We start from the raw sequence: 24,661 nt of genomic DNA, 5'->3' as shown, positions 1-24,661 counted from the left end.
TTTAGGATATGAATTTAAAATAATTGAAACAAGCTAAAATAAGTAAAAAATAGTAAAAAGAAATGATGAATTCATTTAATCAAAATCATCATTATAATCAAATATGCCGAAGTCCATGCCTTTTGAAGAGCTGAAATCAATAAGGTGTGCAATGAATTCCTCCAATGAAACTTCCTCATCTTCACTTAAGATATCCTCTTCATCTGGAAATGCTTCTGGAGCCAAAGTGAAACTGAGGCCTTCTTGATTTTGAGTAAGGATCTTTATAAAATCCACTACAGAAATCTCACGGGATTCATCAGGTTTCATGTCAAAAAGCTCCAATAATGGATTTTCATCATTTATTTCAAATTCAAACTCATTAGGGATTTCAACAATATCCCCTTCCAATACAGGCCCATTGATAACCTTTTCAAAATCATTATCATCAATTACACCAAACCTTTGATTCTCAATGAATGGATTTTCAAATCTGAGATTGACTTCATCACCACCAGATAAATCCAAATGAACTTCCTCATCTTCAAAAGCACCTATCTGTTCATAGAAATGTTGGAACAAAACCATTTCAACTTCATCAACAATGCTTGAGATATTTTTGAAATCTCTCCAGTTTTGGGAGTTAATTACAAATGCACAGAAGTCATCAATAGCTGAAATGACAGATTTATATCTGTTCACGTCTCTTTCAGATAATCTGTTGCATTCAATTAAAGTATTTATCCTAGCTGTTTCACTTACCAATCTCTTAATCCAAATCAATTGCACTAAACCAAAATCATTCATTAAAACACCTCACAGATGAAAATTCATTCGACAACAAAATACGTTAAATAAGAACAACCCACCCAATTATAAAATAGGCCCCCTTGAAACCTATTAAATAATATCCCAACCAAGTTCTCCCAAAAAATCATCATAACTAAAAAATGCAAACAAAATACAAAGGCACAAATGAGTTGATACTATGAACAAACGAAATATAGGAGTGATTTAATATGATGAAACTCTATTATGATGATCTATTGGTGTAATCAACCACAATTATAGATTCATGCCCCCTTCATTAAATCTATAATAACTAAATCCAAACATGAAAACACCCTCGTTTTAACATGATTGAAAATTTTAGATTATGTGGTTGATATGGTAACAATTATATAAACTTGGTTGCATATAAAGGTTTTGAATTTATTGAAAAAAATAAAATTAAAGCTAAAAAAAGCACAATAAAATAAGAAAAAATAGTTAAAAATAAAAAATTAATTAAAATTATAAAAAAAATTTAACTACATATGAGCATCATCTAAAATGTGATGACACTCACAATCACACTCTTTTGACAATTCCTTGATTGTGTTGAACAATAATTTAATTAATTCCCCTTTCTTTTTAGCCATTATCCCATAAACCTCATCAGTATTCAATTTAGTGGGGGAAATGGAAGTTGAATAATTGGAAACAACAGCTATAGGAGCATAACACATTTCCTTTTCCCTTGCAAGAACCGCTTCAGGCAAGGTGGTCATGCCAACAATTGATCCTCCAAGTATGCTAAACATTTTAATCTCAGCAGGAGTTTCAAATCTTGGTCCTTCGGTACATACAATTGTTCCTCCATCAACCACAGGCCCATTTACACATCCAGAATTAGCCAAAATAGCTCCTCTTAATCTGTTACAGAAGGGTTCAGTCATATCTATATGAATAACCTCATTATCATAGAAAGTCCTATCCCTATTTACAGTGAAATCCAAAAAGTCATCTGGGAGAACTATAGATCCTGGGCCAATATCCAAATCAAGTGAACCTACAGCATTTGTAGCCATGATCTGAGTGACTCCTAACTCCTTAAGTGCCATAATGTTTGCCTTAAAATTGATTTTATGTGGAGGGCAAGTGTGACCTGCAGAGTGTCTTGGCAAGAAAGCAACTGTCTTGTCCCCAATGCTTAAAAGGGAAACCTCAACAGAGCCATATTCAGTCTCAATAACTTTGGTTTCAGTTGCATCTGCCAATTCACTTATTTCTTCTACTCCACTACCACCAATAATTCCAATCATATGATAACCTCAATAAAAATAAAAAATAATAATTGTCTTAATAAATTAATAAAACAATTATTTTATAAATTAATAAATTAATTAAAAATTCAAAATAAAATAAGAAAAGGATAATATTATCCTTTTGTAACTGCTAAAGGAACAACTTTTGCAACTAATTTAGCAATTCCTGCATCATGAGATGTTTTAACAACTGAATCAACGTTTTTATAAGCACCTGGCGCTTCTTCAGCTAAAACAGGAGCGGAATTTGCTTTTACATGAATTCCTTTTGCATTCAATTCCTTCTTGATTCCTTCTGCGGTGAATTGTTTTTTAGCAGCAGTTCTTGATAGGACTCTTCCTGCACCATGAGCGGTTGAACCGAAGGTCTCTTCCATAGCAACATCAGTACCGTGCAAAATGTAAGAAGCAGTGCCCATAGTTCCAGGAATCAATACAGGTTGTCCTACATCCCTGTATTCCTTAGGAATTTCACGTCTTCCAGGACCAAATGCACGAGTAGCTCCTTTTCTGTGAACAAGAACCTCCATATGGGAACCTTTTACCTTATGAACTTCCTTTTTAGCGATGTTGTGTGCAACATCGTAAATGATGCTCATGCCCATATCATCAGCACTGCGGGAGAACACTTCCTCAAATGATTCTCTAACCCAATGGGACATCATTTGACGATTTGCCCATGCATAATTAGCACCAGCAGCCATAGCCTTCAAGTAACCTTGTGCCTCTTTGGAATCAATAGGTGCACAAGCCAATTGCCTATCAGGAATATTGATTTTATAATTTCTATAAGCCTTATCCATTTGCCTTAAATAGTCAGAACAGATTTGGTGTCCACAACCTCTTGAACCACTGTGAATCATAATAGCTATTGATCCCGCTTCAAGACCAAATGCCTTTGCTACAGTTTCGTCATAAATCTCTTCAATCTTTTGAACTTCAAGGAAGTGGTTTCCGGAACCTAATGAACCTAATTGAGGAATTCCTCTTTTTTTAGCCTTATCACTTACAACAGCGGATTCAGCATCCTTCATTCTGCCGTTTTCTTCCAAGAACTTAAGGTCATCTTCCCAACCAAATCCACGTTCTACAGCCCACCAAGCACCGTAGTCTAAAACCTCATTGATTTCATTGTCCTTAAGTCTGATTTGACCTTTACTTCCTACACCTGATGGAATGTTCTTAAATAAGACTTCAGTAAGTTCCTTAAGCTTAGGTTTGATTTCGTCTTCTGTTAAGTTAGTTCTAAGCATTCTAACTCCACAGTTAATGTCAAAACCTACTCCCCCAGGACTTACAACACCATTATTGTAATTGAAAGCTCCTACACCACCAATACTGAAACCATATCCAAAGTGAATGTCTGGCATAGCTATTGATGCACCTTGAATACCTGGCATGCAAGCTACATTTGCCACTTGCTCAAGAGCTCCCTCTTCAATATCCTTAACGGATTCATCATCAAGATACAATCTTCCAGGAACTCTCATTTCCTTTCTATAGCTACTTGGAAGTTCCCATACATTGTCTCTTACCTTTTCAAGATTTTCTTTAACTGACATAAATATCACGGAATAAGTTAAAATAAAAATTTAATATTAAATAATAAGTTTGTATAAAATTTTTTGTATAAAAATTATGAATTTCAATTATATTTAATATAAATTCTAATTAAAGTCTAATTAAATTCTAATATAATTTCTAATATAATATTATAGTTATGTTTTATAATACATTTAAAATTAATTGTTGAAATTAAAACTAACAAAATCAAAAAATGAATATTTGAAAAATGCATTTAAAAATTACACAATCAAATGGATCTAAAAAAAGTAAAAATTGATGTATGGTGTAAAGGATTAAATGATGGTTATTGAGTTTTTAGTGTTTAAAAAATGATAAAATAAAAATAAAAATTTAATTTTAAAAACACATTGATTAAAGGATGTAAACTATGTAATTTATAAAAATCTAAATATTTATGAGATGTTCTTTTTAAGAAATTGCACGATAATATTCATAAATCTTTAGTAGTTTTTATCTTATATGGTTACATCCTTTAATAAACAATGGGTTTGGTTTTGTTTAATTATACCCAGCTCATCATTTCTGGGCTTGGAGCTGCGCTAACAGCTAAAATAGATAAAAGTAATACTGTAAGAACTACAAATATTACCATGCAATCTTTAAAATCAATTCTAAGGTTGTGGAAGTTCATAGGATCCACAATGCTGGTTTTTCTTCTTAAGTCACAAGTGTTGTTAGTATGCTTTATCATTTTTTCACCTCATTTTTAATTTAAGTTTTCTTATAAATTTTCTCTCTGTAATACTACTAAGTTCTAAAGCATATATAAAAAAAGAGAAAGAGAGCATTTGAAAACTAATATGGGGTTGGATTTCAAGTGTATTTATTTAGGAATGAAAACAATTTTCCAATTGGTTTTCAAGCAGTTTATATAATATTAAAATTAAATAATTAATTGGTAGAATTAATAATAAACTTAATAATGAAATAATATTGGTGCATAGCTATGGAAAATAATGAAAAACTAGATAAATATGATTATTTTGATGTCACTGCAGACATTGGATTTCATGCCTATGGGAGATCTTTAAATGAGGCATACGAAAATGCAGGACTTGCTATGTTCAATGTTATAACAGATATAAGCAAGGTAAAAAAAGATGAATCCAGAGAATTTGAAATAGTTTCAGAGGATTTGGTTTCTCTTTTATACGATTATTTAGAAGAGCTTTTGTTCCTGCAGGATACAGAGTTCCTGTTCTTTTCTGATTTTAAAGTGAATATTGAAAAAATAGTTGATGATGAGTCTTCCAATCTAGAAAATTATAAATTGACTTGTTTTGCTTGCGGTGAGGAAATAGATTGGAATGTACATAGCCCAAAATCCGAAGTTAAAGCCATCACTTTTCATAAAATGTGCGTAAAAGAAGATAATGGTGTCTTTAAGCTTAGAGCTATTTTAGACTTATAATAAAATTATAATAAAATAATAAAATTATAATAAAATTTAATAGAATTATAATAAAAAAAGAAGGGATATTAAATCTAAAGGTTACAGCGTTTAATATCCTCAGGTGAAAATCTTAAAATGATTTCTCTTGAATTTCCTCTAACTCCTTTTCCAGTGAACTTAGTGTCCACCAATCTTAAGAATTCAAGTTTTTCAAGAGTCCTGTTGAATGTAGCATAGCTAACTCCTGCTTCTTCCTTAAATTGTTTAGACAAATCGCCAGCAGTCAGTATTTCATCACTATCAACAACCGCCCTTAGCAAAGTCCTTTCAATATCATTTAAGGAATTGATGGTTTCCATCAAATTAATGGAACCTTGTTTGGATACCGCTTCTTCAACATGCTCTAAAGTAATGGATCTGCTTGCATTCGCTTCTGCAATATTACCGCATACTCTAAGAAGGTCAATTCCAACCCTTAAATCTCCCACTTCAATTGTGTGATTAGCTATCTCTTCAATGATTTCATCTGAAATCACTCCAGGATAGAATCCAGATCTAGCCCTGTCTTGAAGAATGCTGAATATTTCAGAATAAGTGTATGGCTGGAATGTAATGTCTTGAGGAATGAATACAGTATTCACATTCTTGTCGAGAGCATATCTGAATTCCAAGTCGGAAAGAATTGCAAAAATACCTGTTCTTACTCCTTCAAATTCCTCATAAGCCCTTAAAATATCATAAAATATTTTATTTGCATGTTGTGTTTGGAATAGGTAATTAACATCATCAAAAGCAACAACCAATGCTTTATTGTCAGCAGAAAGCTTGTTCATGACCTTTTCATATACTCTTGAAAAAGGAACTCCAGTTTCTGGAGGTTGATGTCCAAATAATTTTTTATGAATTTGAGAAAAGATTCCAAAACGTGTTGTGTGCAATTGACAATTAATGTAACAGCAAACCACCTTATCAGTGGTGTGTTCAACCAATTCAAAAACCTTTTTAAGCGCTGTTGTTTTCCCTGTAGCGCATAATCCCATAATCACTGAATTGGTAGGGCGTCCGCCTTGAATAGCTGGCCTAATGCACATAGCCATCCCTTCCATTTGGCTGTCCCTAAAATTAAAGTTTTCAGGCATATAATCAGGATTAAATGCATTTATGTTTTGGAATAATGTTTCATCTCCCATCAAAATATCTTCTATTGCCATATAGTTTATTATATGTTAACTTATATAAAAAAGTTCTTTAATTTTAATAATGGCATACAAATTTTAATAAAAAAAGAAAATTCATAAAAAATATTAAGAAAAGAAAGTTATTAAAAAAAATTATAAAAATAAAAAGTAATAAAAATGATTATTTGTCAATATCAACTAAATTAATCACTTTTACATCAGTGTTTTCCTTTATCCAAGCAAGCAATCTTTCTGCAAAGATTAGCTTTTTGGTTTTAATCTCATCTGCAGGACCTGTTGCCCCTTCAATGTTAGGTCTTGAATATTTGGTTACAGTTGTTCCAAAATCCATTCCTGCAAGAACCATTTCCTCACAACCTAATGCAATGGCAAAAAACATTGCCCTATCACCATCAGTAAAACCACCGAAGTTGTATAAATGACCTATAGGCACTGATTGAGTGGTTCCAAGTATTTTATCAAATTTGGTGGTCCAATTATCTATGAGTTCCTCATTGTTTCCATGGGCATGGATGACAAAATAGGATCCCAATGAATTTGCAGCCAATAAATCCTCCATCTTGCCGTCTAAGTCAGTGGCAACAATGTCTGGAACAAGATCATCTTCAAGCATTGCAGTTGTAGCGCCATCTGCAGAAACAATAAGGTAATCATTCAAGTCATAATTTTCCTTTACATATTTAATATGCTTCTTTATGGAAGGACCCGCACCAACAACAATGAATTTGGAAGTGTCTTTTTTCTCCATCATTTCATCAAAGAATTGCTCAATGGTCAAGCAACCTTTTTCATCAAGAATCTTATCCAATAATTCTGCAGTTTTCTCATCATCATCTCTTAAAAATCCAAGAGTTTCAAGAATTTCCTTATACCATCCTTCCCATTCATTAAAATCCATATTTACACCTTAATTAATGCCTTAATAATTAATGATTATGATTATAATTTAAAAATTTATGATTTGAAACTTTACAATTAAAAAAATTAAAATTCCCAATCTTCCAATCCAGTGATTTTACCACCAAAATCAACGCTTAAAGGAGTCAGGCTAGGCCTTCTTTCAACCAATAAACAATGTCCATCAGTTCCCTCTTCATATTCTTCAATCAATTGAGGCACATTCATGACTGTATCATTCCCCTCATCATCAACTCTCTCAAGGATATTGAAGTCAAGCATTCTATCTGCAAGGGTTGTTATCTTAATCTTATCGGACAATGGCTTGGAAGGGATATTCAAGTTAAAGAGGTCAACTCCTTCAGGAAGACCTTCATCCAAGACCTTCCTAACCACTTTAGCAAGAATCTCTTGAGCAAAGCTATAATCTGTATCCACATACCAATTGCCTTCTTCGTCCTGCTTAAAGCAATCGTCATCCAAAAACAATGAGCATGCAATAGCTGGCACTCCAAGTCCAACTGCCTCAAGTGCTGCACAAACTGTACCGGATGTGGTGATCTGGAATCTACTTATGTTGATTCCAGGATTGATTCCGGTTACAACAAGGTCTGGCTTTTCATCACAAACATAATTAATACCTACATTGACAGAATCTGCGGGAGTTCCAGACAATCCATAAGCACTGCTTCCATCAGCCAATTCATACTCTTTCAAATACATATGTTTCATGATATTGACTTTACGGCCTACAGCGCTGTTATTCTCTTGAGGAGCTACAACAGTAACGTCAGCAAAGTCTTCAAGTGCTTGTTTATTGGCTAAAATACCTGGACCAAGAACACCATCATCATTTGATATTAAAATGTTTTTCATAAAAAGACCTCATAAAATTTTTTCTTAAGTTTTTACTCAAGTTTTTTCTTAAATATATTTTATTTTTAATAATACTTATAAATTCTTAAATGATTTCATGAAAAAATAGAAATTAATTAAAAACAGAGAATATCTAAAATGATTAAATAAATGAAAATTAGTTAAATAAAATAAAAATTAGTTAAATAAAATAAAAATTAAAATCTTTAAAAACAATAAAAAAAAAAGAAAAAATATCTAAAAATGCTTAAAGAAGTCAAAAACTTTAGATATCTTATTAATTGAAGGCATTGCAACATTCTTTACAAACTTGATTTGATAATTGAATCCAAGTAGTTCAAATTCTGATTTTACCCTATCCAATTCATTTGGAATGTCGAGAGACTGAGGGCATAATCTCTTGCATCTGCCACAATGATTGCAAAGTCCTGCACTTGCCTGCTTATTGGTTATTCCACCAACAACCATGTAATAATTCACCATAGCATGTGGAAGCACACCAAATGCCTTTTTATTGAACAAATACTTTTCATTATAGACATTGAAGCAATCTGGAATATTAACCCCTCTAGGACACGGAAGACAATAGCCACAGCCTGTGCAATTGATCTTCATCATTGAATTGAAAATGCCTTGAGCCTTATCCAGTACATCTAACTCATCATCAGACAATGAATCAATCTCAACCCTTTCTGCAATAACCATATTTTCCTTCATTTGATCAAGAGAACCCATTCCAGACAATACGCAAGTGATTTCCTTCTGATTGAAAACCCAACTCAAAGCCCAATCAACAGAGGATTTGCTGGAATCAACTTCATCAAACAAGGCACTTACTTCCGGAGGAAGCTCTCCTGCAAGAAGCCCTCCCTTTAAAGGTTCCATAACAAATACTGCAATATCATTTTCATATGCATATTGAATTCCACGAATTCCTGCCTGTGCATTGACATCCAAATAATTGTATTGGACAAGCACCATATCCCAAGGGAAATCATCAATTAGAGTTTTGAATTCATGTGGAGACCCATGATAGGAAAAACCAATATTTCTGATTTTGCCATCAGCTTTTGCCTTTTCCAAAAATTCATAAAGCCCTAAATCCTTAAGCCTTAAAATGGTTGACAAGTCAACGCTATGAACATAATAGTAATCAATGAAATCTGTCTGAAGCTTTCTTAACTGCTCATTTAAGAATGCATCCATATCCTCCCTTGACCTTACCATCCAGGAAGGCAATTTGGTGGACAATTTGATTTTATCCCTATATTTCACTCCATCAGCACCAGTCAAGCTTAGGATGTCTCCTAAAAATGATTCGCTTTCTCCACCATGATATGCATAGGCAGTGTCAATGTAATTCACTCCATTTTCAATAGCATATAAGATAAATTCCTGAGCGCTTTCCCTATCAATGGAATTGTTTTTGGTAGGAAGTCTCATAGCCCCTATACCAAGAGGGAATATTTCATCCCCATTCTTTTTAACTATTCTTTTAACCATTTAAACCCCTTAAATATACTAATAACATATGATATAATGCTAAATCCATGATAATAATTCTATGATAATAATTCTATGATAATGATTCTATGATAATAAATAATAATTTGAATTAATTTTTCTTCCTTAATTTCAATATGACAAGTTCACTGTCAGTTCCCCATCTAAAAGGATAGTCCATTGAACCAACACCAGTTGTAACATGCAAATACCTATCCTTTCCACCTATTTTAGTCTTAAAAAGACCTCTGTTATACCAAATCAAATCCCCTATCCAAACAACTGGATAGAACTGTCCCCCATGAGTATGGCCAGACAATTGAATGTCAAATCCCAATCTTGAAAAGCCTTCCCAGTTTTGAGGAGCATGGAAATTGATAATGTTTACCTTATCTTCTTGAATGAATTCATTCAAGTCATTTGCAGTAACTGTTTCAATATCTTCAAAGCTAAATGTTAGTCCAAATATATTCAAATCCTTAAATTCCATTCCTCCATTATCCAAAATGAGGATTCCAGCTTTCCTGCAGGCATTATAAACATTTTCAATTCCAGGATAAAAGTCATGGTTTCCTGCTGTAAAGACAATTGGAATATCCACATCTTTAAGTGGGAGGAAATCATCCTCCTCAACTACACAAGACCCATCTGCGAAATCGCCGGAGAGGATTGCCAAATCACAAGTGGAAGACAATTCATTTAGATTATCCCTTAAGTCTAAAATGATTTTATTATGTCTGATTGCTCCAAAATGAACATCAGATAAGTGGACAATGTTAATGTCCTGATTGATCTTGTCAAGTTCAATTGTTTTCTCATGAATGATTATTCTATGAGCATGCCAATAGCTATAGATTGTTATTATAGGAACCAATAGAAGAAGGGCAACTATAATGTAAAACGGAATTTCTATAAAAGTGCCAATAATGTAAATAAATAGAATGTCAAAGAAGAAAAACAAGGACATCCAAATCCAAAATCCGGATATCTCATCCAAGGCTCTTGTTATGAATCTGGATTTCTTCTCTTCAAAAAACATAGGCACTGTATTCAATAAAACAAAAAGAGCTGTTAATAAAAGCAAATATGAATCATCCAATCCACCAAACAATAAAAACAAGTATTTCATTAGGAAAAACTCAAATATTGCAATGAGTGGGGTGGTTCTTAACACTCTTCTTGTTCTGAAACTCATAAGAAAACCTCTAATATTAATCTTTAAAAAGTCATTTATAAAATTATCATAATTAACCTAATAAAGAAAAGAAAGTGCCGACAAAATATTTAAGAACTATTAAAAAGAAAGGTTATATATAGCTTGACATATTATTATAACTTTAAAATAATAATATAAATCTAATAAAAAAACAATTAAAAATTATCCACTCAAGCTCATAATTCTTATTATATATTGGAGGAGAATAAATGAACGAAATATTATTAATGCTCCCTGGTCCAACAACCGCTGACCCAAGAGTATTGCAAGCAATGGGAAAAGCTGTTGTAAACCACAGAGGAGACGAATTCGGAGAAATCTATACTGAAACCACTCAGTTAATGTCTAAAACTTTCCAAACTGAAAATGATTCTTACATCCTTACTGGTTCAGGAACTTCTGCAATGGAAGCAGCTCTTTCCAACCTTGTTAACAGAGGAGACAAAGTATTGAATGTTATTGGAGGAAAATTCGGAGAAAGATTTGCAGAAATTGCAAACTACCATGGAATTGAATCAGTACCTTTAAATGTTGAATGGGGAACTGCTGTAACCCCTGACCAAGTTGAAGAAGCTTTAGAAGCAGATGAAGACATCAAGGCAGTGACCATGATTCACAACGAAACCTCCACTGGAGTGGCTGCACCTATTAAAGAAGTAGGGGAAGTCGTGAAAAACTACGATGCATTATTCATTGTAGACACCGTATCCTCCTTAGGTGGGGACTATGTAGATGTAGACAAATTCCACATTGACGCTTGTGTAACCGGATCCCAAAAATGTCTCGCTGCACCACCTGGACTTGCAGCAATCACATTCAATGATGACGCATGGGCAGCATGTGAAAAAGTAGAACCTAACAACTACTACTTAAACATGCCTAAATACAGAGCAAATGGTAACAAAACTCCTGCTCAAACTCCTTACACCCCATCAGTTTCATTGATTTACGGATTAAAAGCAGCACTTGAAGTACTCCATGAAGAAGGACTTGAAAACAGTGTAGCAAGACACCACCAAGCAGCAGCTGCATCAAGAGATGCTGTTAAAGCTTTAGGTCTTGAATTATTCCCTGATGAAGCTGTATCCTCTGCAACTGTAACCGCAGTAAACATTCCTGAAGGTGTAACTGACGATGACATCAGAGGAACCATGTTAAACAAATACAAAGTTCAATTAGCTGGTGGACAAGACCATCTTAAAGGAAACATCATCAGAATTGGACACATGGGTGTAATCAATTACCAAGAATTAGCTATTACCTTTACTGCATTAGGATTAACCTTAAAAGGATTAGGTTTAGTTGAAGATGCAGGTGCAGGTGTAGCAGCTCTTGCTGATCATTACATTTAAACCCATTTCTTCTTTTTTTCTTTTTTTTATTTTTCTTGTTTTATTCCATTTTATTTTTACTTTTGAATTTACAAATCAAGCATCTCTTTTTCAAAAAAATTAACTCAAACTTAGAAACATTTATATAGAATGTAATATAATTTTAACATATGGAATGTATTTTTAACATATAACTGTATCTAACATATACATGCAAATAGTAAAAAATTATATCAAAAAAATATAATATATTATATGTTAATAACAAACCATGATTAAAAATTATAGAATTTTAAGAAAATTAGGAGCTAAAAAATGATAGATGAAGCACCAATTAAAACAACTGTAGAAGAATTAAGAAAACTTATTCACATAAGCAACTATATTGGAGAACCTATTGAAAGCGAAGACAAAATATTGATTCCTGTAACTAAAGCTGCAGTAGGATTTGGAATAGGAGAACAGAAAGCAGGGCAAGAAATAGCTGCAACCGGTGCAGGTGTAAGTGTTGAGCCTGTAACCATGGTTGTCGTATCAAAAGGAAACAACGGTGCAGACGGAATCAGAACCATAAACTTATCAAAAGGAAACAGTGCTAACAAGACATTGAACGAATTAGGCTTAATCTTGACCGATGTTCTAAAAGATGTCATCCCATCAAAAAAGAAAGATGATGAGTACATAAACGTTGATGATGTTACTGAAGTTGAAATCCAAGATGGAGAAATAAAAGAAAAAGCTGAAGACATCGTTGATGAAGTGGAAGAGGAATTAGACATTGAAATAGATGATGATGATGAATAAATAAATCATCATATAAAATAAGTCTAATAAAAATAAATATGAAAAGGCGATAAAATGAACTTTAATCTTTTTTTAATTATCCTAATCGCCTTAATCATCATATTTTTAATAATTTTATACAACGGAATAAGACTACTTTTAACCGTTGAAAAAGAAAAGGGCATAGTTAAATATGAATTTAAAGTAACTATACTGAAAATAGCTATTTTTACAAGAAAAGGCACTAAAGAAATAATAGATAGCATTAGGTCTAAGAAAGATAAAGATTCTGAAGAAGAGGAGGAAGAATCTAAATCTGAAGAAAACGAGGAAAAATCTGAATCTGAAGGAGAGGAAGATGAAGATAAAAAAGGTTTAAAAGAAAAATATGAAGAGATTAAACCAATCCTAAAAGAGCTAAAGAAATCCAAAGAGGAATTGAAAGGCTTCTTGAATAATATTCTAAAAGCAATCGACTTAAAGAAACTTGAAGGAAATCTGATAATTGGTCTTAGCGACCATACAACTACTGTAAAAATAGCAAGTTGGATCTGGTCAATAGGCGCTATTGTAAACAGCTCAAAGCCAACACAACTAAGTGTAGAGCCTAGATTTAACGAAGTGATAACTGATTTTGAAGGGAAAATAGAATTAAAAATAAATATTTTACTCTTATTGATTCATAGTTTAACTTTATTAACTAAAAAGAACATTAGAGAACTGATTAAAGAACTCTATAGACAAAAGAAATCTAAAGATAATGCAAAAAATGAATCAATAAATGATAATGAACAAAAAACTAAAAAGTGATTTAAATGGATGGAAAGGAAATAATGAATAGCTTTAAAAAAGAAACATTTTATGAGTTTAGCGAAGCTGTTCCTGTATTCAATGATAATATATACTTTATTTTTAAAGTGGATATCATTTCAATTGACATGAATCCATCCAAAAGCCGAATAGATAAGCTAAAAATATTGACTAATAATAAAAATGCTGAAAATTCAATATCCCATCTAGACATTGAACCAATAGCTTATATTTTGGAAACTAAAAACAATTCTGAATTGGATTATCAAATTGAATCAATTGATGAAAAATATGATCAATTTATTGAAAAAAATAAAAACAAGCTATTAAAAGAATTCCTTGAAATAGAAAAAACTAAAAATTAAAAAATAGATTTAATAGATATTTTAAGTTGAAAATATCATTTAGGCAAAGGAATATTCTCTTCACATACACATACATCAACCAAAAATGCATGATTGGAACTGAATGCTCCATCAATAGCCAAATCAAGATCTTCTCTGGATTCCACTTTCATAGAATCGATTCCATAAGCCTCAGCCAATTTTGCAAAATCTGGATTTGCCAATTCTATTTGATACTTATCCATATCATAAACTGTCTCTTCCCATTGGCGAATTATTCCCAATTGTGAGTTATCTATAATGAAAATATTCACATTCAAGTCATATTCCCTAATGGTAGCCAATTCCTGAATGACCATCTGAATATCACCGTCACCGCATATGACAACGACCTGGTCATCAGGATGGGCAATAGCTACACCAATGGAAGCAGGCAAACCGTAACCCATTGGACCGAATCCTCCTGAAAAGAGAAGTTTTCCAAACTTGTCATTTTTGGAAAGCAATGTTGTCCATGTTGTATGAGTGCCTGCATCTGACAGGAAATAGCTTCCCTTAAATGCATTTACGATCTTATTGATTGCATAAGGTGGCCTCAATGGAATGTAATTAACCTCAACATCATCAATTCCATCAACAATCAACTCTTCATAATGAGAGTAAATCTCATTGATCCAATCATTATAGAGTATAAATTCATTGTTCTTATAATCCTTAGATTCAATTTCTTTTAATAATACATATAAAAATTCTGATGCATCCATTGAAAGATTGATATTGCCCTTAAGGCAATCCTCATCAATATTTACATGAATTATCTTATCCTTGACATCAGCATAGTCACATGCAGCAATGGTTCGCTCAGATAACCTTGCACCTAAAACCAAAATGCAGTCTGAATTCTCATATGCATAATTAGCAAGTGAAGTTCCCCTCAGACCAACAATGCCAAGGTTCAATTTGTCGCTTTCACTGATGATTCCTTTAGAGTGAAAAGTAGTTGCGATAGGCACCCATGTTTTACTTACAAGAGTGCTTAATTTATCGATAGCTTTACCCCAAACTATACCATTTCCTACAATGACTAATGGTTTTCGTGAAAGTTTGACTTTTTCAATAGCTAAGTTGATATTGTTATCTACATCTTCCACACTATTTTTTGAAAAAGAGTCAAATTTGCTATGAAGATCATCGATGAACACTAATTTTCCACCATAATAAATGAAATGATTATCAAAGATATCTATCAATTCATAGAAATCATCAAAACTGGAAATCTTTTCATCGAATATTCTCAAACTAGAATCAACAAGATTGAAAATATCATGACCAAAAGAGTCGACTATTCCCTTCAAGTCAACATCATCCAAATCAATGCCCTCAAGTAGAATGTCTTTAGATAAATTAATATGAACTGGCCCTTTAGGATATTTATGAAGCATGACTAAAGCTTCAATTAAATTAAAAATAGCGGATTTTCCAGAAGAGGGATGAAAACTCTTGATGGTGATATCTTCAAAAACACTGTTGATTGGAGAATTTTGAAAGATATCCTCATCCTTTTTTGAATAGTCGTTATCCCCTGTAATAACAAGAAGAGGCACAGAGTCCTTAAAGGCAGTGGCAACCCCCATAACCAAATTCATGGCGCCAGGGCCTGCAGTGGAAATGCATAATCCATAATTGCCTGATGAGCGAGCATAGGCATCTGCTGCATGGGCAGCTCCTTGTTCATGCCTTGTTAAAATATGTTCGATTGAAGAATCCTTTAAAGCCTTATAAAAAGGGAGTATCTGCTCTCCAGGGTGTCCGAATATATGTTTAACACCATCCTCTTCAAGCAATTTGATTAATGCCTCTGCAGTATTCATATTATCACATTGAATGAAAAATTAAAAAAATAAAAAATTAAACAATTAAAAAGTCAATATAAACAATTAACAAGTTAGTATAAACAATTAAAAAGTTAATAATAATGAGATGAATTGTTAGAGGTATTGTTTGAATACATCTGTTGCAGCTCATAATCGTCTACAATTATTCTTGCCTCTAAACTATCATAAACTTTATTCAAAATTGTCAAATCCTTTGAAGACATTAAAATAAAGTTATTTGACATTTTATCCTCAACAAATACAGTATAGGTTCCAAGCTTATTGTTTTTATAATAAGTGAAATTGCCATTTTTTGCTTTTTCAGTACCTAAAACCTCTTGTTTAATATTGTTGAATCTTAAAAGCCCCTGTGATCCTGTAACTGGGGACCCATTATTAAAACTTGTAATGTTGAGACCATAATCATAATCAGAATAGTAATGAATGTCCAGATTATCCGTATATTCAGATATTTGATTAGTCACTGGGACTTTAGCAGAGCATGAATTTGTTAAATTGATTTGATGATAAGTGACATCTCTGCCAGGTTCAAATATCAAGTATGAACCTACACATAATAAACAAAATACAGCAATTATTAAAATAGCCATTTTTTTATCCATATAATACACCTTTCTTTAAGATAATATTAATTATGTTTTCATCTTTATATATATTATTATAAAATATTTATAAAAATAGCTAAATTTAATATAAAAAATTAAAAAAATTAAAAAATAAAAAAAGAAAAGGTAAAAAATAAAAATTGATAATAAACACCATTAACTATTGGAAAAGCATGACAATTTAGTCGTCTAAATTGAAAACAGAATCTGCCCCTTTTCCTTCATAGTCATAATATCTATCTTCATCATCATTTAGTTCTCTTTTAACAGATTTGGATTTCTTTTTAGATGTTTTAGATTTAGCCTTAGGCTTTTCAACATAATCATCCAAAAGGGATTCGTATCCTTCATCACCGAATACTCCATCATCAAAGAAATCATCACTGAAATCCTCATACTCCTCTTCAGGCGGTTCTTCAACTTTAGGTTTTTTAGGAGATTTAGACTTAGATTCAGACTTAGATTTGGCTTTTGACTTGGATTTAGGTTTAGCTTTAGGCTTTTCAACATAATCATCTAAATTGTCAAAAACATCTGCATCCTTAGAGCTCTTAAATGTATGTCTTGGTTTTCTAGGATTATCCTCTTCATCCCTAATAGGGGAAATGTAATCTCCTTCTCCAAAATCGTCATCAAAACTCACATCCTCAAACTCATCATCCAAATCAGACTCTCCCTTGTCTCTATTGAACATGTTTATTTTATCGAACAATGATTTTGATTTCTTTTTGCCATTAGATGAAGTGGAATCCTCTGCATCATAATGTGAATCTTCATAATCATAGTGATTATATTTGTCATCAAAGTCTTCATCATAAGGAGAATCAAATTCTTCAGAGGACAAATCCACATTTTTTAGAACATTTTTACCTGATTTGGACTTTGAACTTCCAAATCTGTTTAATCTTCTGGATTTTGATTTGTCTTCCTCAACAAGATCCATCTTCTCATCATCATTATCCTCCCTTTTGAACCTATTTCTAAAAGACTTATAAGGACTTACAAATGAACCGTTTTTATCAAATAAATGATTATGCTCCTCTTCAGCATAGTCATCAATGGTCTTTTCAACATATTCCTTTTCCTTGAAGTAGTTCACTCCACCTTTATTATCTGACAAATCAAGGGAGTAATCTCCTTTATAAGGAATAAGTGTTAATGCCAAAGGAACAATTACAAATATTGAAGCAATGATTGATTGCACAAGCAAGCTTTGCCTATCTCCAACAAGAATTAAATTGTAAACTCCTAAAATCCAGATAATGGTCAAAATTATTGGAATGATAAATTTAATTGTAATAATCCAAGATTTATCCACTTTAATGTAGGAATTGCTGTTTAAGACGGAACGTATGTCTTCAATATCGTAAACCCAACCTAAAACAATTATTTCAAGAATAACAGCTAATATAATCGCAAATTGGGTTATGAATGAATCTGTAATTCTTAAAAGGTATTCACCCATACCAGTTGCAAATATAAATGACAGGAACAATCCAACTAAAACAAGCTGTCTAACAGCCCTATCCCTTGTCCATCCGAATTTTTCACTTATTGCATTGGATAATGGTTCAATTAAAGCTAAAACAGTGCTTAAGCTACCAACAAATACAAGCAAGAAAAATGCTGGAGCCACCATATAAACCCATGGATCCATTATATTGAATACATTTGGGAAAACAACAAATATCAATGAAAAGCTATCACTAACTAAACTAGTTATTGGAATATTCCTTCCTAATGCCATAAAACCCATAATTGCAAATAGTAGAACTGAAACCAACACTTCAAAGACAAGGCTTACCAAAACAATGATCCATGCATTGTCAATCAGTTTTGCATTGTCTCCCAAGTAAGATGAATATGTGCTTGCAATGGCATAGCCTAAACCATATGAGAATATCAGTTGGCCAAATGCAGCCAGCCATACATTAAAATCCAAAAGCACAGACCAATTTGGATTAAACAATGCCATTATTCCAGTACGTGATCCGGGCAATTGGAGAGAGAACAATAACATTCCGATTAACAATACAAAGGATAATATTAAAGATATTTTACTGATTGTCAAGATTCCCTTGTTGATTTCCTTACGGGAGAATAAATAAATCAAACCCCATATTGCTATCAAGCCAACTCCAATAGGAACTACAAGATAAGTTAGCCCATATGGATTAGAGGTGCTATGAAGCAATGTTGTTGTAAAGAAAACACTAGGATTATTGCCCCATCCTTTAAATAAACTAAGGACAATATAGATAAGGTCCCAAGACATTATGCAAGTGTAATAAATCAGCACTATAAAAATCAAGAACACAATGAACCAGGCTATGATTTCAAACTCTGACTTGATATTATAAAACACCTTAGGCAGGCTTGACTTGAACTTGAAACCCACTCCAAATTCCAATACTAAAATAGGAATAGCCATGATTACAATAGCTAGAATATATGGTATAAGAAATGTTCCTCCACCATTTTCATACATAAGATAAGAAAATTTCCAAATTCCAGACAGCCCAATAATGGCTCCTATCATAGCTATTAGGAAACCTGTTGAACTATCCCATCTATTTCCTATAATTTCATCACCCATCTTACATCACATCAATAAGAATAATCAGTTTTTAAACAAATATTTTAAAATATTCACATATCTTAAATTACATCTCATAAATAATTTAATTTTAGATTTTATTATTATAAATATATTAAAGTTTTAATTATTTAAAAAATTTGCTTATTTTGTGAAAAATTATGAAAAAATAGTGGAAATAGTAAGACCAGTGAAAATAGTTAAAATGTGAAGGTGGAAGTGTGAAAGTATTGAAAAATAGTAAAAATAAATGAAAAAAGCTATGATGAAAAAAATAAAAAGAAAAAATAAAGAGGAATTTTAATTTTCCTCTTGGATTGGTTTATAATAATCCTCATTACTTGCAGGCAATAGAGTGAATATTATTGGAACAACTACAAGAACGATTGCTAAAGCAAGCATAACCATATGGCTTGTAGTATCTCCAGTTAAAATAGTGCTATAAACTCCTTGAGCCCATAATACAAAGATACAAACAGGTAAGATATACTTGATAATAATCTTCCAGAATGGATCCATCTGAATGGTTGAATGGCTGTTTAACACTTCAACAAGTTCGTCAAAGTTATATATCCATCCAAAGATTATACATTCAAGGAATACTCCAAATAGCAATGCAAAGTTGTTTAGGAATGCGTCAAAGATTCCTAATAGGTAACTTCCTGCAGCAGTTGAGAATAAACAGGATATGCAGAATCCAACAATACATACCAAAGTAGCGGATCTTCTTCTTGAAAAGTCGAATTTTTCAGAAATCGCAAATGAAGCCACTTCAAGCAATGCCATAAGAGAAGTTAGACCTGCAAATAAAATGCATAAGAAGAACAATGGCCCAATAACAGATGACCAAGGACCCATTACATTAAATACCTTTGGGAAAACAACAAATGCCAAACCGGTTCCTTCAGTAACCAATTCATTGAATGGTATTCCACTTGTTAAAGCCATAAATCCTAAGATTGAAAAGATCCCAATAGCGTTGAACACTTCAAATCCGGAGTTGGAAAATGCTACAATCAAAGCATTGTCAGTTAATTTGGAATCCTCAGGAAGATAGCTTGCATAGGTAAGAGCAATGGACATACCTAAACTAAGTGAGAATACAATCTGACCAAATGCAGCTAGCCATACATTTAAATTTGTTAATGCAGACCAGTTAGGAGTGAATATCTGAGTATAACCTATTGAAGCGCCAGGTAAAGTCAAGGAAAATGCAACAATTACAATTACAATTAAAACTAAGACAGGCAATAATATTTTGCTTACTTTACCAATACCCTCATTCAAGTCCTTTTGGACGATGAACCATGAACTTAACCAAACAAGAAGAACAGATATGAAAACCCATGGAACAATGGTAGTAATACCTGAAAGGGAATCAGATGCATGCAAAACACTAAATGTAAAGAACAAATCAGGATTTGCACCCCATGCCTTGGTAAGACTCAAAACGACATATATCAAATCCCAAGCAACTACACAAACATAATATGTTGTGATCAAGAATACAACCAATATGATAAACCAGGCAATCGGTTCCAATCTAGACTTAATTGTAAAAAATATCTTAGATAAGGATGTTTTGAATTTAAATCCTACTGCATATTCCACCAAAACAAATGAGATTCCTAAAATAAATAGAGAAACTATATAAGGAATCATGAATGATCCACCACCATTGGAATAAAGAACATTTGGGAAACGCCAAATATTACCTAAACCAACAGCAGAACCAATCATTGCCAAAACAAAAGCAATGTTACTATCCCACACAGACTTTTCAGACGCCATAAAAATCACTACATAAATAATAAAAATACAATAAGAATATATTAATTGAAACTAGTAAATAAAACTTGTTAAAATAATTAAGTATTTTGATAAAAAATAGGGTTAATTAGAATTATAAAAAATAATGTATTGAAAAATAAAAATAAAAAAGAAAAAGAACTTAAATGGATTAAACCATTTAAGTAAAAATCATATTTAAGCAACTTCATCAAAAGGTACTTTTTCACCAAGCACTCTTAATCCGAGGTACATCACTACAATAGCTACAGGGATTGAAATGTACCATTGGATACCGAATCCCGCAGGGATGTAGCCGAATATGATAGCAATAACTGCAACGAATATTGCATAGTATATCTGAGTACTTACGTGGTCAATGTGGTTACAGCTTGTACCCATGGATGATAGAATTGTGGTATCTGAAATTGGTGAACAATGGTCACCAAAGATAGCTCCAGTCAATACACCACTGGTACATACGATTACAAAGCCCATTTCAGGGTTTACTGCCCAAGCAAGAGGAATGGTTAATGGCATTAAAATACTCATTGTACCATAGGAAGTACCTGTTGCAAAGGAAATCAAAGCACCTAAAACGAAGATTAATGTTGGTAAGATGAATATAGGTATTGCACCTGCCAATACACCTACTAAATAATCAGCAGTACCTAATTCACCAATAACTCCACCTAAGGACCAAGCAAGGAGTAAGATTACACCAGTGATAACGATAGTTTTCATACCGCCTACCCATTCACTGATAGCTTCTTCGATGGTCATGATCTTTTGGAGTACAGCCATGAGAATAGCTACAATGGAAGCAAGCAATGCTGCTTGGAACAAAGCAACAGATGCGTCAGAAGCTGCTAATGCTTCAAATATACCGCTGAATGATAATGGGGAGGTTTTCATTAAGGTAATTAAAGCTTGATCTTCTCCACCTAAGATAGTGGTATATCCGCTCCAGTAGAATGCAATAAGTGCACCAACAATCAATACACCAATAGGGATAATTGCATTCCAAACAGATAATTTAATACCTTCAACCGGTTTAACATCATCAAAACTGGTTGCTTCAAGAGATTCGACTGGTTCATCTTCTTTTCTAGCACGTGCTTTTTTCTCTGCTTCTTTCATTGGTCCGAATTCATAGTAAGTAAGTGCAGAGATAACAATGAAGATTAAGATTAAAATGTTATAGAATCTAAATGGAATAGTTTGTAAAAATATACCGAATCCACTTACATTCATTCCAATGGATTGGAACCCTTGGGTAATTAAACTGAGTTCTAAACCAATCCAGGTAGAAATAATAGCGATACCTGCAACAGGAGCTGCAGTTGCGTCTACTACAAATGCTAATTTTTCTCTGGATACGTGAAGTTTGTCCATAACAGGTCTCATGATAGGACCTACAATTAAAGAGTTAGCGTAATCGTCAAAGAATACACATAAACCTAAAAGTTCAGTGAATAATTGAGCTTTTCTAGGAGTGTCAGCACGTTTAGCAAATTCATCCGCTAAAGCTTTTGCACCACCCATCTTGGTTACTAATTGGATGATACCACCAATAAGTAAACATTGAAGGATAATACCTGCATTCCAAGGATCAGCCATACAAGAAATAATTTGAGTACCCATTGCTAAAAATGCATTGATAGCAGAACTGATAATGTTTAAATCGTTGACGGAAACCATAAATTCTCCAACGAAAACCCCAATAAACAAAGATAAAATAGTTTCTTTGGTTATGAATGCTAAAGCAATAGCCACAAGAGGCGGTAAGAGAGTTAAAATACCGAAACGAACTGCATTATCGTCTCCAGCTGGTGCATTGGTAATTAGCAAGGATAAAACGAAAAGAGCTATTACAGAAATAGCTACAATCAATCCAATTTTTAAATTTCTATTCATTTCCATAATCACACCATTTTTATAAAAAATTAAAAAAATACGAATTAAACGATTGTAAGAAATTTTATTTAAAAAAATCCAAAATAAGATATTTTAGATTATAAATAAAAATTAAAAACCGTTCAACATAATAAGTAAAAACATAGCATTTAATACATTATGCAAAATATTAAACAAAATTTTACTTAATTAATATATAATATATTTATAAAATTAATATATAAATTTAACTTTATAATTCAGTAAATTTAGCTTTAAAATTGATTAAAATTAATAAAATGAGAGTAAAATAAGATTATAATTAGTAAAATAAGAGAAAAATAAGATTAAAATTAGTAAAATAAGATTAAAATAAAAAATAAAAAATAAAAGATGATGAATTTAAGAGAATATTTGCTCTAACATCCAGTCAGCATCATATTCCTTAATGTCATCATAGGATTGTCCCATACCTAAGAATAAAATTGGTTTTTTAATGATGTAACCAATTGAAAGTGCAGCACCACCTTTTGAATCGGCATCGGCCTTGGTAAGTATGACACCATCTATATCAATAGCTTCATTGAATTTCCTTGCCTGTTCTGTTGCATCATTACCAGTTAATGCATCACCTACAAACACGACCAAATCAGGTTTAGATACTCTGCGAATCTTTTTCATTTCATCCATCAAGTTAGTGTTTGTTTGCATTCTTCCAGCAGTGTCAATCAATACAAGCTCTTTTCCTTTAGCTCTAGCATGCTGAACTGCATCAAATGCTACAGCTGCAGGGTCAGATCCCTTTTCATGCTTGATTAATTTAACACCTAAATTATCTGCATGGTATTGAACCTGTTCAATAGCACCTGCCCTAAATGTATCTGATGCTGCAATAACTGGAGTATAACCTTTTTTAATGTAATAATTAGAGAGTTTTCCAATAGTGGTGGTTTTTCCAGTACCATTGATACCTACAAGCATTACAACAAGAGGCTCCCCTTGAGCAACTTTCTCTTCAAGTAGTTCAGTCATTGATTTTCCTTCAATGTTAATGATTTTAGCCACAGCATTTTTAAGAGCTTTATAAGTGTATTCCTCAATATCACTACTTCTTTTTATTTTTTGACCAACCAAGTCGTTTTTAACAGACTCAACAACAACACTTGAAACATCCATTGCCACATCTGCTTCTAAAAGACCTAATTCAAGTTCAAATAATATATCCTCAACATCATCTTCAGATATTGACTTTTCCTTAATGAATGATAAGAATCCGCCTGATTTCTCCTTTTTATCCTCATCTTCAGACTCATCATCAGATGCTTCTTTCTTCTTACGTCTGAATAATGAACGTCTGGATTTTTTAGATTCCTCTTCTTTTTCCTCTTCATCTTCTTCTGGAATCTCTTGAGAACCTTCAACAGTTTCAAGTTGAGAATCTTCTTCGCCTTCTTCTGCTGCTTCTTCAAGTTCCTCTTCAGATTCATCTAACTCTTCAGAATCTTCTTTTTTATCTCTTTTTAAGAAACCTAAGAATCCGGATTTTTCCTTTTTATCCTCATCTTTAACTTCTTCATCAGATTCATCTCCCAATTCTTCTTCAGACTCTTCTTCTAAAGCAGCATCTAGCATTTCATCTAATTCTTCTTCAGAAATCTCTTCATCCTCATCTGAAAATTCTTCCATCTCTTCAAATTCATCAATTTCATCAAAAGACTCTTCACTAGCTTCTTCGATTAATTCTACATTATTGGCTTCTTTAGCCTCATCTTCAACTTTATTTCTTAACTTACCACTTGCATCAGCAAATTTTTTCTTTAATGAATCAAACAAGTTTATCCCTGCCTAATAATAAGTATTATAATTTAAATTTTTT

At 32.5% G+C, this 24,661-nt stretch carries 20 protein-coding genes; 5 read left to right on the top strand and 15 right to left on the bottom strand.

Annotated features, from left to right (window positions below):
* Nucleotides 1-75 precede the first annotated feature (75 nt).
* From ACJMLB_RS01220 to ACJMLB_RS01205, 4 genes are all read right to left on the bottom strand, one after another.
* Entirely contained in the window at nucleotides 76-786 is a 711-nt protein-coding gene (locus ACJMLB_RS01220) for a hypothetical protein (protein WP_295606998.1), read from the bottom strand.
* Nucleotides 787-1,289: 503 nt separating this feature from the next.
* The gene (gene mtnP, locus ACJMLB_RS01215; RefSeq protein WP_295606999.1) at nucleotides 1,290-2,063 is read right to left on the bottom strand and encodes an S-methyl-5'-thioadenosine phosphorylase; all 774 of its coding nucleotides are present in this window, start codon (nucleotides 2,061-2,063) and stop codon (nucleotides 1,290-1,292) included.
* Between the two features lie 116 nt (nucleotides 2,064-2,179).
* A complete protein-coding gene (locus ACJMLB_RS01210; RefSeq protein ID WP_405323018.1) occupies nucleotides 2,180-3,628 on the bottom strand; it encodes an RtcB family protein in 1,449 nt (482 codons plus the stop codon).
* Nucleotides 3,629-4,155: 527 nt separating this feature from the next.
* The gene (locus ACJMLB_RS01205) at nucleotides 4,156-4,344 is read right to left on the bottom strand and encodes a hypothetical protein (protein ID WP_405323017.1); all 189 of its coding nucleotides are present in this window, start codon (nucleotides 4,342-4,344) and stop codon (nucleotides 4,156-4,158) included.
* Between the two features lie 255 nt (nucleotides 4,345-4,599).
* On the opposite strand from ACJMLB_RS01205, the gene ACJMLB_RS01200 reads away from it, so the two are divergent.
* Nucleotides 4,600-5,064, top strand: coding sequence for an archease (locus tag ACJMLB_RS01200; protein ID WP_405323016.1), 465 nt, complete (start codon nucleotides 4,600-4,602; stop codon nucleotides 5,062-5,064).
* Between the two features lie 74 nt (nucleotides 5,065-5,138).
* Here ACJMLB_RS01200 and ACJMLB_RS01195 read toward each other — a convergent pair whose 3' ends face one another.
* From ACJMLB_RS01195 to ACJMLB_RS01175, 5 genes are all read right to left on the bottom strand, one after another.
* The gene (locus tag ACJMLB_RS01195) at nucleotides 5,139-6,257 is read right to left on the bottom strand and encodes an ORC1-type DNA replication protein (protein WP_405323014.1); all 1,119 of its coding nucleotides are present in this window, start codon (nucleotides 6,255-6,257) and stop codon (nucleotides 5,139-5,141) included.
* A 148-nt stretch (nucleotides 6,258-6,405) separates the two neighbouring features.
* On the bottom strand, nucleotides 6,406-7,143 hold the full coding sequence (locus ACJMLB_RS01190) for a 6-hydroxymethylpterin diphosphokinase MptE-like protein (protein ID WP_296870475.1): 738 nt from the start codon (nucleotides 7,141-7,143) through the stop codon (nucleotides 6,406-6,408).
* An 86-nt stretch (nucleotides 7,144-7,229) separates the two neighbouring features.
* Nucleotides 7,230-8,018, bottom strand: coding sequence for a 5'/3'-nucleotidase SurE (gene surE / locus ACJMLB_RS01185; protein ID WP_405323011.1), 789 nt, complete (start codon nucleotides 8,016-8,018; stop codon nucleotides 7,230-7,232).
* 237 nt (nucleotides 8,019-8,255) lie between these two features.
* Entirely contained in the window at nucleotides 8,256-9,521 is a 1,266-nt protein-coding gene (locus ACJMLB_RS01180; RefSeq protein WP_405323008.1) for an aldo/keto reductase, read from the bottom strand.
* A gap of 112 nt (nucleotides 9,522-9,633) precedes the next feature.
* The gene (locus ACJMLB_RS01175; RefSeq protein ID WP_405323006.1) at nucleotides 9,634-10,716 is read right to left on the bottom strand and encodes a metallophosphoesterase; all 1,083 of its coding nucleotides are present in this window, start codon (nucleotides 10,714-10,716) and stop codon (nucleotides 9,634-9,636) included.
* Nucleotides 10,717-10,946: 230 nt separating this feature from the next.
* On the opposite strand from ACJMLB_RS01175, the gene ACJMLB_RS01170 reads away from it, so the two are divergent.
* The 4 genes from ACJMLB_RS01170 (at nucleotide 10,947) to ACJMLB_RS01155 (ending at nucleotide 14,026) form a co-directional block, all read left to right on the top strand.
* Nucleotides 10,947-12,089, top strand: a complete 1,143-nt coding sequence (locus ACJMLB_RS01170; protein WP_405323004.1) for a pyridoxal-phosphate-dependent aminotransferase family protein — start codon at nucleotides 10,947-10,949, stop codon at nucleotides 12,087-12,089.
* A 294-nt stretch (nucleotides 12,090-12,383) separates the two neighbouring features.
* On the top strand, nucleotides 12,384-12,872 hold the full coding sequence (locus tag ACJMLB_RS01165) for a GerW family sporulation protein (protein WP_405323002.1): 489 nt from the start codon (nucleotides 12,384-12,386) through the stop codon (nucleotides 12,870-12,872).
* Between the two features lie 54 nt (nucleotides 12,873-12,926).
* Nucleotides 12,927-13,661 (top strand): hypothetical protein, encoded by a 735-nt coding sequence (locus ACJMLB_RS01160; RefSeq protein WP_405323001.1) that lies wholly within the window; start codon nucleotides 12,927-12,929, stop codon nucleotides 13,659-13,661.
* A gap of 5 nt (nucleotides 13,662-13,666) precedes the next feature.
* Nucleotides 13,667-14,026 (top strand): hypothetical protein, encoded by a 360-nt coding sequence (locus ACJMLB_RS01155; protein WP_405322999.1) that lies wholly within the window; start codon nucleotides 13,667-13,669, stop codon nucleotides 14,024-14,026.
* A gap of 35 nt (nucleotides 14,027-14,061) precedes the next feature.
* On the opposite strand, the gene ACJMLB_RS01150 is transcribed toward ACJMLB_RS01155, so the two are convergent.
* The 6 genes from ACJMLB_RS01150 to ftsY form a co-directional block, all read right to left on the bottom strand.
* Nucleotides 14,062-15,876: a thiamine pyrophosphate-binding protein gene (locus ACJMLB_RS01150; protein ID WP_405322997.1), complete on the bottom strand. Its 1,815-nt coding sequence runs from the start codon at nucleotides 15,874-15,876 to the stop codon at nucleotides 14,062-14,064.
* A gap of 95 nt (nucleotides 15,877-15,971) precedes the next feature.
* Nucleotides 15,972-16,502, bottom strand: coding sequence for a hypothetical protein (locus ACJMLB_RS01145; protein ID WP_405322994.1), 531 nt, complete (start codon nucleotides 16,500-16,502; stop codon nucleotides 15,972-15,974).
* A gap of 184 nt (nucleotides 16,503-16,686) precedes the next feature.
* Complete coding sequence (locus tag ACJMLB_RS01140; RefSeq protein ID WP_405322992.1) at nucleotides 16,687-19,101, bottom strand: hypothetical protein; 2,415 nt, start codon at nucleotides 19,099-19,101, stop codon at nucleotides 16,687-16,689.
* Between the two features lie 300 nt (nucleotides 19,102-19,401).
* Nucleotides 19,402-20,892 (bottom strand): sodium-dependent transporter, encoded by a 1,491-nt coding sequence (locus tag ACJMLB_RS01135; RefSeq protein ID WP_405322989.1) that lies wholly within the window; start codon nucleotides 20,890-20,892, stop codon nucleotides 19,402-19,404.
* 195 nt (nucleotides 20,893-21,087) lie between these two features.
* Entirely contained in the window at nucleotides 21,088-22,812 is a 1,725-nt protein-coding gene (locus ACJMLB_RS01130) for a Na+/H+ antiporter NhaC family protein (protein ID WP_405322987.1), read from the bottom strand.
* 375 nt (nucleotides 22,813-23,187) lie between these two features.
* Nucleotides 23,188-24,618: a signal recognition particle-docking protein FtsY gene (ftsY, locus tag ACJMLB_RS01125; RefSeq protein WP_405322985.1), complete on the bottom strand. Its 1,431-nt coding sequence runs from the start codon at nucleotides 24,616-24,618 to the stop codon at nucleotides 23,188-23,190.
* Nucleotides 24,619-24,661: the final 43 nt, after the last annotated feature.

The organism is Methanobrevibacter sp. (assembly GCF_045114555.1).
In the GTDB taxonomy this organism is placed as follows: domain Archaea; phylum Methanobacteriota; class Methanobacteria; order Methanobacteriales; family Methanobacteriaceae; genus Methanobrevibacter.
Note: the sequence above shows the minus strand (reverse complement) of the source record. Positions and strands in the feature narration are given on the sequence as shown.

Excerpts from the sequence above, each read along its gene's own strand:
- ACJMLB_RS01220 (WP_295606998.1), bottom strand. The coding sequence starts at position 786 with ATGAATGATTTTGGTTTAGTGCAATTGATTTGGATTAAGAGATTGGTA.
- mtnP (WP_295606999.1), bottom strand. The coding sequence starts at position 2,063 with ATGATTGGAATTATTGGTGGTAGTGGAGTAGAAGAAATAAGTGAATTG.
- ACJMLB_RS01210 (WP_405323018.1), bottom strand. The coding sequence starts at position 3,628 with ATGTCAGTTAAAGAAAATCTTGAAAAGGTAAGAGACAATGTATGGGAA.
- ACJMLB_RS01205 (WP_405323017.1), bottom strand. The coding sequence starts at position 4,344 with ATGATAAAGCATACTAACAACACTTGTGACTTAAGAAGAAAAACCAGC.
- ACJMLB_RS01200 (WP_405323016.1), top strand. The coding sequence starts at position 4,600 with ATGGAAAATAATGAAAAACTAGATAAATATGATTATTTTGATGTCACT.
- ACJMLB_RS01195 (WP_405323014.1), bottom strand. The coding sequence starts at position 6,257 with ATGGCAATAGAAGATATTTTGATGGGAGATGAAACATTATTCCAAAAC.
- ACJMLB_RS01190 (WP_296870475.1), bottom strand. The coding sequence starts at position 7,143 with ATGGATTTTAATGAATGGGAAGGATGGTATAAGGAAATTCTTGAAACT.
- surE (WP_405323011.1), bottom strand. The coding sequence starts at position 8,018 with ATGAAAAACATTTTAATATCAAATGATGATGGTGTTCTTGGTCCAGGT.
- ACJMLB_RS01180 (WP_405323008.1), bottom strand. The coding sequence starts at position 9,521 with ATGGTTAAAAGAATAGTTAAAAAGAATGGGGATGAAATATTCCCTCTT.
- ACJMLB_RS01175 (WP_405323006.1), bottom strand. The coding sequence starts at position 10,716 with ATGAGTTTCAGAACAAGAAGAGTGTTAAGAACCACCCCACTCATTGCA.
- ACJMLB_RS01170 (WP_405323004.1), top strand. The coding sequence starts at position 10,947 with ATGAACGAAATATTATTAATGCTCCCTGGTCCAACAACCGCTGACCCA.
- ACJMLB_RS01165 (WP_405323002.1), top strand. The coding sequence starts at position 12,384 with ATGATAGATGAAGCACCAATTAAAACAACTGTAGAAGAATTAAGAAAA.
- ACJMLB_RS01160 (WP_405323001.1), top strand. The coding sequence starts at position 12,927 with ATGAACTTTAATCTTTTTTTAATTATCCTAATCGCCTTAATCATCATA.
- ACJMLB_RS01155 (WP_405322999.1), top strand. The coding sequence starts at position 13,667 with ATGGATGGAAAGGAAATAATGAATAGCTTTAAAAAAGAAACATTTTAT.
- ACJMLB_RS01150 (WP_405322997.1), bottom strand. The coding sequence starts at position 15,876 with ATGAATACTGCAGAGGCATTAATCAAATTGCTTGAAGAGGATGGTGTT.
- ACJMLB_RS01145 (WP_405322994.1), bottom strand. The coding sequence starts at position 16,502 with ATGGATAAAAAAATGGCTATTTTAATAATTGCTGTATTTTGTTTATTA.
- ACJMLB_RS01140 (WP_405322992.1), bottom strand. The coding sequence starts at position 19,101 with ATGGGTGATGAAATTATAGGAAATAGATGGGATAGTTCAACAGGTTTC.
- ACJMLB_RS01135 (WP_405322989.1), bottom strand. The coding sequence starts at position 20,892 with ATGGCGTCTGAAAAGTCTGTGTGGGATAGTAACATTGCTTTTGTTTTG.
- ACJMLB_RS01130 (WP_405322987.1), bottom strand. The coding sequence starts at position 22,812 with ATGGAAATGAATAGAAATTTAAAAATTGGATTGATTGTAGCTATTTCT.